The organism is Segatella copri, assembly GCF_019249765.2.
In the GTDB taxonomy this organism is placed as follows: Bacteria; Bacteroidota; Bacteroidia; order Bacteroidales; family Bacteroidaceae; genus Prevotella; species Prevotella copri_K.
The window spans coordinates 3,701,336-3,715,162 of record NZ_CP152484.1 but is presented as its reverse complement, the minus strand read 5'-3'; the positions used below and the strand labels follow the sequence as shown (position 1 = coordinate 3,715,162).

10 protein-coding genes are annotated in these 13,827 nt (G+C 47.9%); 6 read left to right on the top strand and 4 right to left on the bottom strand.

Translation table 11 applies throughout. From position 1 onward, the window contains the following. Positions 1 to 147 precede the first annotated feature (147 nt). From KUA46_RS15640 to KUA46_RS15620, 5 genes are all read left to right on the top strand, one after another. Positions 148 to 1,047, top strand: a complete 900-nt coding sequence (locus tag KUA46_RS15640; protein WP_218486986.1) for a FimB/Mfa2 family fimbrial subunit — start codon at positions 148 to 150, stop codon at positions 1,045 to 1,047. A gap of 165 nt (positions 1,048 to 1,212) precedes the next feature. Further along, the gene (locus KUA46_RS15635) at positions 1,213 to 2,721 is read left to right on the top strand and encodes a TolC family protein (protein ID WP_218486987.1); all 1,509 of its coding nucleotides are present in this window, start codon (positions 1,213 to 1,215) and stop codon (positions 2,719 to 2,721) included. A gap of 33 nt (positions 2,722 to 2,754) precedes the next feature. Beyond that, positions 2,755 to 3,738: an HlyD family secretion protein gene (locus KUA46_RS15630; protein WP_217746367.1), complete on the top strand. Its 984-nt coding sequence runs from the start codon at positions 2,755 to 2,757 to the stop codon at positions 3,736 to 3,738. Positions 3,739 to 3,743: 5 nt separating this feature from the next. Beyond that, a complete protein-coding gene (locus KUA46_RS15625) occupies positions 3,744 to 4,907 on the top strand; it encodes an ABC transporter permease (protein WP_218486988.1) in 1,164 nt (387 codons plus the stop codon). Positions 4,908 to 4,965: 58 nt separating this feature from the next. Next, positions 4,966 to 6,225: an ABC transporter permease gene (locus tag KUA46_RS15620; RefSeq protein WP_218486989.1), complete on the top strand. Its 1,260-nt coding sequence runs from the start codon at positions 4,966 to 4,968 to the stop codon at positions 6,223 to 6,225. A gap of 189 nt (positions 6,226 to 6,414) precedes the next feature. Here KUA46_RS15620 and KUA46_RS15615 read toward each other — a convergent pair whose 3' ends face one another. Further along, entirely contained in the window at positions 6,415 to 7,515 is a 1,101-nt protein-coding gene (locus tag KUA46_RS15615) for an Mrp/NBP35 family ATP-binding protein (RefSeq protein ID WP_022120906.1), read from the bottom strand. A gap of 170 nt (positions 7,516 to 7,685) precedes the next feature. Here KUA46_RS15615 and KUA46_RS15610 point away from each other — a divergent pair, with 170 nt between their 5' ends. Continuing rightward, on the top strand, positions 7,686 to 9,818 hold the full coding sequence (locus KUA46_RS15610; protein WP_218486990.1) for a glycosyl hydrolase 115 family protein: 2,133 nt from the start codon (positions 7,686 to 7,688) through the stop codon (positions 9,816 to 9,818). A 528-nt stretch (positions 9,819 to 10,346) separates the two neighbouring features. Here KUA46_RS15610 and KUA46_RS15605 read toward each other — a convergent pair. The 3 genes from KUA46_RS15605 to KUA46_RS15595 all read right to left on the bottom strand — a co-directional run bounded on the left by KUA46_RS15605 (position 10,347) and on the right by KUA46_RS15595 (position 13,759). After that, on the bottom strand, positions 10,347 to 11,363 hold the full coding sequence (locus KUA46_RS15605) for a branched-chain amino acid aminotransferase (RefSeq protein WP_153079366.1): 1,017 nt from the start codon (positions 11,361 to 11,363) through the stop codon (positions 10,347 to 10,349). A 312-nt stretch (positions 11,364 to 11,675) separates the two neighbouring features. After that, positions 11,676 to 12,566, bottom strand: coding sequence for a carbohydrate kinase family protein (locus KUA46_RS15600; RefSeq protein WP_022120911.1), 891 nt, complete (start codon positions 12,564 to 12,566; stop codon positions 11,676 to 11,678). Positions 12,567 to 12,607: 41 nt separating this feature from the next. Next, entirely contained in the window at positions 12,608 to 13,759 is a 1,152-nt protein-coding gene (locus KUA46_RS15595; RefSeq protein ID WP_217326501.1) for an MFS transporter, read from the bottom strand. Positions 13,760 to 13,827: the final 68 nt, after the last annotated feature.

Below are 13,827 nucleotides of genomic sequence, written 5' to 3'. Positions count from 1 at the left end.
TACGAAAAAACAGATAAATGACAAAAAATATAAAGATTTATTAGATTTTACTTGCATCGAAAAGAGAAAAAACGTATATTTGCCACATCTTTATGCCCGAGGAAACTCCGAGATAACGCATAGAGCAACTAGTAAATAAGAACGGTTATGAGTAAGAAGCCCTATCGGTTACTGGCATCCCTGTTGCTGATGCTCGTAGCGACGCTTACTTCATGCGAGAAGTTTTCGATTGACGAAACAACCGGAAAATCACGTGAGGCAAACGCCAATGTAACTATCCATGTGCAGAAAATAGAAGGCACAAGTCTGCTGACGACCAAAGCTGCCGACAAGCAGATGGCGCTGGGCGATGTGTGCTCCAGACTGACACTTGCCATCTTTGACGGAGAGGAGAAACTGGAGACGGTGAACCAGCTTTCAACAGACAATGGCTTCGGAACAGCCTATGTAAGTCTGGACGAAGGAGAATACCGACTGGTGGTGATTGCCCATAACGGAAAGGGAAACTGCTCTGTCAGCGCACCCGAGAAGGTGAAGTTTGCAAGCAACAAACTTACCGACACCTTTTATTATTACGGCAGGTTGAGCGTAAACGAAGAGGGTGCCACCACAGACATCAACCTGAGGCGAGCAGTTGGCGCCTTCAAGTTACATATTACCGACGAAAACATTCCCGAAGAAATCAGGAGCATCAAGTTCTATTATACCGGCGGCAGCAGCACCCTGGATGCAACCACCGGATTCGGCTGCGTGAACAGCCGTCAGACCGAGAATTTCAGCATGAAAGATGGCGGCAGAGACTTTACCGTCTACACCTTCCCACATGAAGAAGAGAAGAACATCAAGATGAGTATCAGCTTTCTGGATGCCGATGCAAAGGTGGTAAAGAGTTTTGAAAAAGCCGATTTGAAAATCCATCAGAACAAGGCAGCCTATACCGAGATTTCCATTGCTGACGGATTCGGTGGCGGAGACGACAGTACGGGTGGTGGAATAGGCATTACCGTAGACCCTACCTGGGGCGAGACAGAACGGGTGAATTTCTAAGAAACAGACGATTAAGGGATTACGGAAAACCAGAAGGTATGTTCTATTTTTCCACAATGCAATATATTTTTTGATTCTTAAAGATTTGATAAACAAAATTTCTTTGTCATTTAAGAATAATTCCATAATTTTGCATCCAATATTATATAATATTATAAACAAAGGATGAAAAAATATATAACTCTTATCATGCTGATGGGAGCATTGATTTCTGCCGGGGCTCAGGCACAAACGCTGAGCCTTGACAGTTGCCGTGCCATGGCGCTGCGCAACAACAAGCAGCTCAATGCCTCGAAGCTCAAGAAAGACGTGGCGTACAACATGAAGAAATCGGCACGTACCAAATATCTTCCTAAAGTAGATGCTTTAGGCGGTTACGAATGGTTCAGCAGGGAGATTTCGCTGCTGAACGACGGTCAGAAATCAACATTCAGCAATATCGGCTCTACCGTTACCGGAGGAATATCGGGAGGAGCCAGCAATCTGATGAGCCAACTTGTAAGTCAGGGAATGATTACCCCGGAGATAGCGCAGCAGATAGGCGGACTGATGAATGAGAAACTGGGACCCCTGCAGCAGCAAGGCAATGCGCTGGGAGAGAAACTGGTAGATGCTTTCCGCACCGACACCCGCAATATCTGGGCAGGAAGCGTGATGGTTCGCCAACCTATCTATATGGGAGGAGCCATCATTGCAGCCAACAAGATTGCCGACATCGGAGAGCAGATTGCAGAGAATGATCTCGACCAGCAGACCCAGAGCACGCTCTACAGCATAGACCAGGCTTACTGGCTCGCCGTTTCGCTGAAGCAGAAGCAGAAACTCGCCATCAGTTACCGCGACCTCGTAAAGAAACTGAACGAGGATGTTCATAAGATGATTCAGCAGGGAGTAGCCACCAAGGCAGACGGACTGAAGGTAGACGTGAAAGTGAACGAGGCTGAGATGCAGATTACCCAGGCAGAAGACGGACTCGCGCTGTCGAAGATGCTGCTCTGCCAGCTCTGCGGCATTCCGATGAACCAGGAAATCACACTTGCTGATGAAGATAAGGAAACCCTGGCTTTATCAGGAACTCCTGTTGACACCGAGCAGCAGAAAGTGGCAGCACAGGATTCGGCGCTGAACACCCGTCCGGAACTCCGCATGCTGCAGAATGCGCTCGACATCTCCAAAGAAGCTACCAATATGGTTCGCGCCATCAATCTGCCTCACGTCATGCTGACAGGCGGCTACATGATTTCGAACCCGAACGTATTCAATGGTTTCCAGAAGAAGTTTACCGGTGTCTGGAACGTAGGCGTGATGGTTCATGTTCCGGTATGGAACTGGTTCGACGGCGCCTACAAGGTGAGAGCCGCCAAGGCTGCCAGCAATATCGCCCAGATGAACCTGGATGATACAAGAGAGAAGATTCATCTGCAGATTACCCAAAGCCAGTTTAAGGTAAAGGAAGCCCAGAAGAAGCTCAACATGGCAATGAAGAACATCGCCAGTGCAGATGAGAACCTGAGATGCGCCAACCTCGGTTTCAAGGAAGGCGTGATGGAGGTCACCGACGTGATGGCTGCACAGACTGCCTGGCAGAAAGCACAGAGCCAGAAGATTGATGCAGAAATCGACGTGAAGCTGACTCAGGTTGGGCTGAACAAGGCGCTCGGTATCCTGCAGTAATAATAATAACAAATTTAAATTCAGATTAAGCAAATGTCTAAGAAATCACAGCATAACAACATATTGCTCGCTGTAATCGGTTTTACAGCAGTAGTCATTCTCGTAGGCGTCATCGGTTTCTTCACCCTGGAACAGAAGGATGACACCATTCAGGGCGAGGTAGAAGTATCAGAATACAGAGTATCCTGCAAACTGCCGGGACGCGTGGTAGAACTCCGCGTTCAGGAAGGCGATTACGTTCATGTGGGCGATACGCTCGCCATCCTCGAAGTGCCGGAAATGAAATCGCAGGAACAGATGCTCCAGGCTACCAACGCTGCAGCCGAGGCTATGAAGGACCTGACGGATGCAGGTGCACGCAAGGAGCAGATTCAGGGCGCTTTCCAACTGGTTCAGCAGGCTGAAGCTGCCGCAACCATCGCCAAAAAGACCTACAACCGCATGCAGAACCTCTTCAACGAGGGCGTAATCAGCGGTCAGAAGCGCGATGAGGCTTACGCAGCCTACAAGGCTACAGAGGCTCAGGTGGCTGCTGCCAGAAGTCAGTACGATATGGCGAAGAATGGAGCCCGCGAGCAGGAGAAGCGTATGGCTGCCAACAACACCCAGGCTTCGAAGAGCGCTGTGGATGTAGTGAAGAATCTTCTGAAAGAGACCGTTCAGATTGCCCAGTGCGAGGGCGAGGTAAGCAATGTCTATCCTAAAGTAGGCGAGCTGGTAGGCCTCGGCTCTCCTATCATGAGCATCTCTATCATGAGCGATATGTGGGGAACCTTCAATGTTCGCGAAGACCATCTCAAGGGTCTGAACAAGGGCGATGAGTTCACCGCTTACGTTCCTGCCTTCAACAAGGACATCAAGATGAAGGTTTACTACCTGAAAGACCAGGGCTCTTACGCTACCTGGAAGGCAACCAAGGATAATGGCGACTACGACCGCAAGACATTCGAGGTGAAGGCCCGTCCTGTCACAAAGATTGAGGGATTGCGCCCGGGAATGTCACTCATCATTAAATAACATCTATGTTTAAGAAATTATATCATATAGCCCTCAGAGAATGCGGCATCATGTGGAAGAATCCCATTTATCTCTTCTGCATGGTCATCTTCCCCATCGTGGTGGTGATTTTCTTCACCACGCTGATGAAGGGAGGAGTGCCTACCGACATGCCTGTGGGCATAGTAGATCAGGACAACTCCGCCACATCGCGCCAGCTGGTGCATAAGCTTGATGCCTTCCAGACTACCAAGGTAGTGGCTCATTACGAGAACATGGCTGAGGCAAGACATGCTATCCAGAAGAACGAAATCTACGCCTTTCTGCTGATTCCTGACGGAACGGAGGCAGGACTGATGGCCCAGAAGCAGCCTAAGATTTCATTCTATTACAGCAGCGTATCGTTGGCAGCCGGCTCCCTGCTCTTCCGCGATCTGAAAACCATCTCTACCCTGGGAGGTGCGGTGGCAGGAATGGCGAAACTTTCGGCGCTGGGAAAGACAAATGATGAAATCATGACCTTCCTGCAGCCTATCGCCGTAGATCTGCACATGATAGGCAACCCATACGCCAACTACAACTATTATCTTTCGAGCGTAATGGTGCCGGGACTCATCATGCTGTTCATCTTCCTGATTACACCTTATTCTATAGGTACGGAACTGAAGTTCAACCGGGCAAGAGACTGGATGCGGATGGCAGGCAACAATCCTTATCTCGCCATTGCGGGTAAGATGCTGCCACAGACGCTCATCTTCCTGAGTATCTTCCTGCTGTTCGAATTCTACATCTATTATGTATTACAGTTTCCACATCCGGGCGGCGCGCTGCCTATCATCCTGTTAGGCGTTCTGAGCGTACTCTCCTGCCAGTGTTTCGGCATCTTTGCCTTCGGGCTGATGCCTTCATTGCGCATGTCGATGAGTATCTGTTCGTTGTGGGGCGTGGTGAGTTTCTCCATCTGCGGAGCCACCTATCCGCTCTTCTCGATGGATTCTCCGATTCAGGCTATCGGCCAGCTTTTCCCGATGCGTCACTATTATATGATTTACCTGATAAACATCTTCAATGGTTTCCCTATGGGCGATGCTGTGCTCCACTGGGGCGCAATGGTGCTGTTCTGCGCCCTGCCGATGCTCACTGTCTGGAACATCAAGAAAGCAATGCTGGTATATAAATACTTGCCGTAGGAGTGTTGAATGTTGAATGTTGAGTGTTGAATGTTCAAGATTAAATGTTAGATATTAAATGTTAAAAAGTAGTTTATTATATAAGATTATCAATGGCATCTGGGATATGTGCTACATCTGGAAGACGGAAATGCGCAATGTTTTCCGCGATGAGGGTGTGCTCATCTTCTGCATTCTGGTGCCGCTGGGATATCCGCTGCTCTACTCTTGGATTTACAACAACGAGGTGGTGAGAGAAGTGGATACGGCGATTGTGGATCTGAGCCACAGTCACAGTTCTCGCGAGTTTATCCGCGATTATGATGCTTCGCCAGATGCCAAGGCTACCTATTACTGCAACAGTCTGGATGAGGCGAAGGAACTGGTGCGCAGGCAGGCAGTTCACGGAATCCTTTACTTCCCTGCCGACTTCGATACGAAGCTGAACCGGGGCGAACAGGCGCATGTGGGAGTTTACTGCGATATGAGTCTGATGCTGACCTATAAGGCGATCTATCAGACCTCGCAGGCCGTAGCCAGCCACATCAACTCGGGCATTCAGATAACACAGGCTGGAGGATTTACGGATAGAGACGACGAGATTACCACCGAGCCGCTTGCCTTTGATGAGGTTCCGATATTCAACACGACAGGAGGTTACGGAAATGCCATTCTGCCGGCTGTGCTGGTTCTTATCCTGCAGCAGACGATGCTGCTGGGCATAGGAATGGCAGCGGGAACATCAAGAGAACTCAACAGAAACCGCGAACTCATACCGGTAAGCGAGCATTATGGCGGTATTTTCCGCATTGTTTTCGGCAAGGCATTGGTTTATTTCATGGTTTATGCCGTGATGGGAATGTATCTTACGCTGGTAATTCCTAAGCTGTTCAGTTTTGTAAGTATGGTAACGTGGACCACCATTCTCGGTTTCCTCCTTCCTTACATTCTTTCGTGTGTTTTCTTCGGTCTGATGCTGTCGTGTCTGGTAAGATATCGTGAAAATGTGATGCTTCTGGTGGTATTTACCTCCGTTCCGTTGCTTTTTATGACGGGAGTTTCATGGCCATTGAGCAATATTCCGGGCTTTTGGCAAGGATTTTCGTGGGTTTTCCCATCCACTTTCGGCATCCGCGGGTTCCTCAGAATCAGCAGTATGGGTGCTTCGCTTTCAGATATTCTGCCGGAATTCAGAGCACTCTGGATACAAACGGGTGTCTATTTCCTGGCTACCTGCCTGGTTTTCAGGCAGCAACTGAGATCGGCAAGACTCAAGGCAAACCTTACTGCCGAAGTAGCAGAAGAAGAGGATGAGGCGGAAGAAATAGTTGACTGTTAAGAGTTTAGAGTTAAAAGTTTATAGCAATCTTGCTAACGGCTAAGCCCTATAAATTATAAACTTTCAACTATAAACTATAAAAAATGGGCTGTTAACTGTTAACCTGTTAACTCCTCTGATAAAAAAAGCTAGGACTGCTTGAGGGCAATCCTAGCTTTTTATTTTATATGACCTTTCCAAACAGGTCATTTACTTATGAGTACTAACAATCTTGGTTGGAGCCTTCTCGGCATTTCTGCGGTTCACCACCGTTACTACGCTTTGGGCAAGGCTGAGGAAAGCCTGACCGGTAATGGAATCAACCTTGGTAGCAGCAGGCGCACCATCATCACCACCCTCGCAGATGCTCTGAACGATAGGAATCTGGGCGAGCAGAGGCACATTCATTTCCTTGGCGAGGTTCTTACAACCCTCCTTACCAAAGATATAATACTTGTTCTCAGGCAGCTCGGCAGGCGTAAAGTAAGCCATATTCTCGATAAGTCCGAGGATAGGCACATTCACCTTATCATTCTGATACATGTCAATACCCTTTCTCGCATCGGCAAGCGCCACCTGCTGAGGCGTACTTACGATAACTGCACCCGTAATGGAAAGCGTCTGGAGCAGCGTAAGATGAATATCACTTGTGCCAGGAGGCGTATCGAGGATAAAGTAATCCAACTCACCCCAGTCAGCATCAGCAATCAGCTGCTTCAGGGCAGAACAAGCCATTCCGCCGCGCCACAGAGTAGCCGTAGTAGGACTTACGAAGAAACCGATACTCAGGAGCTTCACGCCATATTTCTCGACAGGTTCGATGAGGTCTCTGCCGTCCTTGTGAACAGAATAAGGACGCTCCTCCTCCACACCGAACATCTTAGGCATGGAAGGACCGAAGATATCCGTATCGAGCAAGCCCACCTTGTAGCCCAACTTAGCCAGAGCGATGGCGAGATTGGCAGAAACGGTACTCTTGCCTACTCCACCCTTACCAGAGCTCACAGCGATGACGTTCTTCACCTGTGGCAGCATCTTTCCCACCTCAGGACGAGGAGCCGACTTGAACTCAGTAACGATTTCCACCTCTACATCTTTCGAAATATGATAATGGATGGCAGCCTCGGCCGCCTTCACCGTACTCTTGAGGAAAGGATCCGTATCACGAGGAAAGAGAAGAACCACCTTCACCTTCATACCATTGATGCTAGGCGTATCTGCCAGCATCTCGCTCTCTATGAGGTTCTTCTTGGTGCCTGGATAAATCACCGTAGCAAGCGCCTCTTCAATCAATTTTGGATATAATGTCATCATTTCTTTTTATTTATTTGGTGCAAAAGTAACAATAAATAATGTAATAAGCAAATAAAAACTAAATAATTTCAGATATTAAACACTTTTATGTATCTTTGCAAATTGCAGAAATGTGTAGTTTCAGCAAAAAGCGAATCTACAACCGAACAGACAAAAACGGAAGAAAAATGAAATATAAAAAGATTATATTAGGCGTTGCCTTGGCTCTGGCCTGCTTCTCTAGCCTGAATGCCAACGCGCTGACCGAAACCAAAGTGAAGAAGACGGAAACTCAGACCGCAGCACCCAACGTTTACTGGACCGACGGCTACGGAAGAGTATCTTATACCACCAACTCTATCATTTCGCCGGTAGTGAAGATTGCCCTCAAGGAGTTTGCGGGCGATATGAAAGCCGTAACCGGATTCGATGCGAAAGAAAAATCAGGTGCTCCGATACAGATTTACCAGCTCGACCAGCTCACCAACAAGGAGTTTTCGGCAGTAGAAAAAATCGGTGCGCCGCTGCATCTTATTATCACCGCAAAGGATGCTTTCTACATCGGTACGAGGAAAGGGAAACTCATCGTTATCGGAAGCAATGCCCGTGGAACGGCTTACGCCATCATGAAACTCTCTGAGCTGGCTGGCGTTTCGCCTCTGGCGGCATGGAACGACCTGCAGCCTGCACAGCGCAAGAGCCTCTATACACCCGTAGACCAGCAGTGGATCGAGGTTCCGAGAATAGAATTCAGAGGACTTGCCCTGAACAACAGCCAGTGGATGAAACCGCAGAACTACAGCCGCATCGCCCGATTGATGCTGCGCCTGAGAGCCAATACGCTGTGGCAGGTAGACGGCAGGCACGAGGCTGCTTACAACAAGGCTGTGGTAGACAGTTTCGACATCTGCGTGGCGGAAAACTACAAGGTGACGGAGTTCGTGGGCAAGAAGCACAAGAAGAAACACCGCAAAACCATTGAGAATGTGAAGCTGGTATGCTCGGATGCACAGATGGAGATGAGCTATCTCTCGCCGGGCCTGCTGCTCGAAATGCTCAACAGCAAGGATTATCTGGAGAGCAAGAATGCCCAGCACGGCAAATCGCACCGCTCTGCCGCTCACAACGACGAAGACTGTGCCTGGATAGCCAACATTACCAATCCGAAGCAGTCAACCTTCCAGCTAGCCATGATGATGAACCTGGCGTGGAATAAAAACGCCCTGAAAGCAGGTTGCAAGACGTATATCCAGAACACTCTCAACGCATTCTTTGGCGCCATTACGGGCAAGAAAATCATGCCTCTGATGGAAGAATATTACCGCCTTACCAGCATCCGCCATTCCGCTTATATGGCGATGCCTTACGGCGATACTGAGTTCCATTCAGGCGAATTCGGCAACGAACTGGAGCGTTTTCTCTACCGCTACGACCTGTTGAAGGCGAAGACAGAATCCATCGAACGCATGCTGCCTCAGAACCAGAAAGACGGTTTCTTCGAGGTAGTGAAATATCCGATATTCCTAGCTGCCTTCGTAGCCGAAAAGGAGCTGGAGGCACAGGAAGCAAGACACATCGCCCGTCCGGGACTGTTTAATAAAGACGATGAGGCGAAGGCTGCAGCTGCTGTGAGCATCGATGCTTACAACAAACTGAAGCAGCTCAATGCCTACTACAGTCGCATCAGAAACGGCAAATGGAAGAATTTCATCCTTACCAACGGTACAGAGATGCAGGCTCCGCAGATTCCGGGCACACTGCCTGCTGCTGACATCAAGCGGCTGAAAGCTGATGCCTTCGACCGCAGCAACGATCTCAAGCCGCTCTCTGTAGTTACCGGCGACATCATTGCCAAGAATGCCTACGAATGGAGCAAGGCTACCGAATCGCCGCTTGCCCAGGCTGCCGTAAAAGGAGCCGAGAAGATTACCGTCCGTCCGCTGTTAGGTCACAGCAGCAAGGCTGTGAAATTGCCGAAGGGAGCCAGTCTGAGCTATGATTTCTACTGCGACAAGAGCGGTGATGCGCGTTTCACCATCGCCGTTATTCCTTGCTTCCTCAACGCTGTAAAGAATATGAGGGTGAGTGTGAGCATAGACCGTGGCGAACCGGTAATCTGCCAGTTGAAGGAGGTTTACAACTCTAAGGACTGGAAGTTTGACCTGTGGCGCGGACAGACGCTAAAGAGCTTCTACGTTACGCTGCCTGGCGGCAGTCACAACGTAACCATCAAGGCTTTAGACGATAATGTGATGATTGACCAGTGGGTTCTGGATTACGATGTAGACAGAGAATATTACGTATTCCCAGTAGCAAAATAAGAGGCTTTTCTGCAGTTTTCAGGCTTAAATGAAGACCGAGCTGAGGCATAAATGAAGACCGGGCTGAGGCATAAATGAAGACTGGGCTGAGGCATAAATGATGACGGGGCAGAGGCTTAAATGAGAGCTGTCATGAGGTTTTTACGTAGCTTTTCATGAGGCTTTTATGATGCTGAAATGTGTTAAGAATCCTAACTCATAGCTTCTTCCCCCTCAACTCTATGACTTATGCCCCGCAAAGCACAGAGACGGGGAAAAAAGAGCGAGGGGTTAACAGGTTAACAGTTAACACCCCAAAAATGCATGGTTCCCCCCACACACATATAAAAATAAGTATATATATATTATATTATAATAAGGTACGCGCGAGGGGGAGTATCGAAAAAACAGCTGTTAACTGTTAACTCTGTTAACCCCCAGGCATAAAGAGACATAAAAAAAGCACTCCAAGGAGCGTGAACTCCTCAAAGTGCCCTGATCATAATTATATTTCTAATATTGGTTTTTACGCAATAAAGAAGTCATTGATTACTCAATAACTACGGTTGTCCAACCATGCTTGTCCTCGATGGTACCATACTGGATTCCGCGGAGCGTATCATACAGGTGCTTAGAGATAGGACCTGGCTTCTCACCGAAGTTGTAGCGCTTGCCTGTATCCAAGTCATCAATGTAGCTGATAGGACTGATTACGGCAGCAGTACCGCAAGCACCAGCCTCCTCGAAAGTATCCAGTTCATCCTCAGGAATCTGACGGCGCTCCACCTTCATACCGAGATCCTCAGCCAACTGCATCAGACTCTTGTTGGTGATAGAAGGGAGGATAGATGTACTCTTAGGAGTAACGTATGTATTATTCTTGATTCCGAAGAAGTTGGCAGCACCACACTCATCCATGTATTTCTTCTCCTTGGCGTCGAGATAGAACTCGCATGCATAACCCTTCTCGTGAGCGATATTGTTGGCTCTAAGAGAAGCAGCATAGTTTCCACCAACCTTATAGATACCTGTTCCGAGAGGAGCAGAACGGTCGAAATCACGGATGATGACGTATGGGTTGGTAGAGAATCCACCCTTGAAGTATGGACCTACTGGAGTTACGAAGATAAGGAAGCAATACTCCTTAGAAGGATGAACACCCACCTGAGCACTTGTACCGATGAGCAGCGGACGGATATAGAGCGTAGCACCACTCTCGTAGGTAGGAATCCACTCCTGGTTAAGGCGAACCACCTTCTTCACCATTTCCTCGAACATTTCTGTAGGCACCTCTGGCATCAGAATGCCGCGACATGTGCTCTGCAAGCGCTTAGCGTTCTCGTCCATACGGAACACGCGCACCTTACCGTCTGGGCAACGATAAGCCTTCAAGCCCTCGAATGCCTCCTGACCATAGTGCAGACAGGTTGCAGCCATGTGCAATTTCAAATACTCATCAGAGCAAACTTCTATTTCGCCCCATTTGCCGTCGCGATAGTAACAGCGAACATTGTAGTCAGTCTGGCGATAGCCAAATGACAAATTAGACCAATCTAAGTCTTTCATAACATCTATATTTTTAATGTTCTACTAATATTTTAGATGCAAAAGTACAAAATAATCTATTAATCTGCAACTCTTTTATAATATTTTTAATGAAAACGTTATCTTTTTATTCATTTCTGCCATTTTGGGGCATCATTTTACCATTTTAGGGGGTTCTTTTATTGTAATTGAGAGATGGTATTTCTGAAAATGAAAAAGCTGCACCCATTCTTCGCGAACAGGATGCAGCTTACTAACTAACATTAACTTTAAATCAACTATTCTTTAAACCTATCATCTTATATTGTTATATAACCAATAGGGGAAGCGGGGTTAACGGATGTATTCCTCAGGAATCTGAGGCATCGCTCCATTCTGGGTACAAACGTAGGCACTTACCTTTACGGCAAGTTCGTGAGCCTCCTGAATGCTCTTACCCTTCAGGATGCTGGCACAGAATGTACCGGTAAAGCTGTCGCCTGCACCTACTGTATCAGCCACCTCAACCTTTGGAGTCTCCTGGAATGACTTCACACCCGGAGCAAAGACATAGCTGCCGTTTACACCGCAGGTCAGCACGAGCATATCGAGATTATACTTGCCGAGAATCAGCCAGCACTTGTTCTCGATATCCAAACCTGGATAACCGAAGAGACGGCCGATGGTAATCAACTCCTCATCGTTAATCTTCAACACATTGCAGCGCTTCAAGCTCTCGGTAATCACCTCAGGAGTATAGAAGTTCTGACGAAGATTGATGTCGAAAATCTTAAGACAATCCTCTGGAGTATGATCGAGGAACGTATAGATGGTCTTACGGCTAACCTCACTGCGCTGAGCCAGAGAACCCCAGCATACAGCTCCAGCATTGACAGCAATCTCCCTGATATCACTGGTGAACGGGATATTATCCCAGGCTACACCCTGCTTGATATCGTAAGTAGGAACGCCCTCCTTGTCGAGCTGCACCTGAACAGTACCGGTAGGATAATCTACCTCAGGCATTACATACTTCAACTTCTTCTCATCGAGAATGCGAAGGGCTGTTTCGCCCAAGGCATCCTTACCCACAGCACTCACGGCTACAGAATGCAAACCATGCTGACCTGCGTGGTAAGCGAAGTTGGCAGGAGCACCGCCGAGTTGAGAACCACTAGGGAGAACGTCAAAGAGGATTTCGCCCAAACCTACACAATATTTTGTATTTAAATTCTTTGTTTCCATAATTACACCTTATTATTATAAAAGATTGCTAATGAAGATTATTATAACTTTCTGATATAAGTGAAGAGATAAGCGACTCCCACAGCCATGACAGCCACAGCACCAGCCTGACCCCAAGTATCGCTGGCAAAGCCCATAATCAACGGGAAGACGGTACCACCGAAGAGTCCCATGATCATCAGTCCACTCACCTCGTTCTTCTTATCAGGCATAGCTAGAAGTGCCTGAGAGAAAATCATGGAGAACACGTTAGAGTTACCATATCCCACCAGGGCGATGGCGATATAAAGCATTGTCTTGCTCTCGCCTACCCACATGCCTATCATACTCAGAGCCATCATCACTACGCTGATAACGAAGAAAGTGCGGGTCTTCATCATGCGGAGGAAAACGGTACCGGTGAAGCATCCGATGGTACGGAAGATGAAGTAGAGCGATGTAGCGAAGGCAGCCTCGTTCAGCGTCCACCCCAGACGCTCCATCAGAATTTTAGGAGCTGTGGTATTGGTACCCACATCGATGCCTACATGACACATGATACCGATGAAGGAAAGCAGCACGATAGGTTTGCCGAGCAACTTGAAGCACTCGCCAAAGCCGGAAGCCTTACCTTCGTTCTTCTCTTCTTCAATAGGTGTACCTGCCAGGAAGAATGTTGCAGCTATTCCGATAATCATATAGATTGGGAAGAGGATTCTCCAGCCCAAACCGAAGGTTGGAATGCTTGCCATGGCACCCCACATGGCAATGTATGGTGCCAGAAAGGAAGCGATGGCCTTTACGAACTGTCCGAAGGTCAAAGTAGAAGCCAGGTTCTTACCTGATGTCACCACCGAAACCAGAGGGTTCAGGGAGGTCTGCATCAAGGCATTTCCGATGCCGAGCAATGAGAACGACACGAGCATCAGCTCAAAGTTTTCGCCAAAGATGGGCAAAAGGAGTGAGATAACGGTAACGAGCAAAGACAGGAGTACTGTCTTCTTTCTACCTATCTTATTCATCAGGATTCCCGTAGGAACCGAGAAGATGAGAAACCAGAAGAATACCAGCGATGGGAACAGATTGGCTGTTGCATCATTGAGGTTGAGATCTTCCTTTACGTAGTTGGAGGCGATGCCTACCAAATCTACAAATCCCATGGCGAAGAAACAGAGCATCACCGGGATGATTGATAACTTTGATGATTTATTCATAATTGTTAGCGTTATTGTTTCTATTTTGCTGGTGCAAAGGTAGCGATAAACGATACAATATATCATAA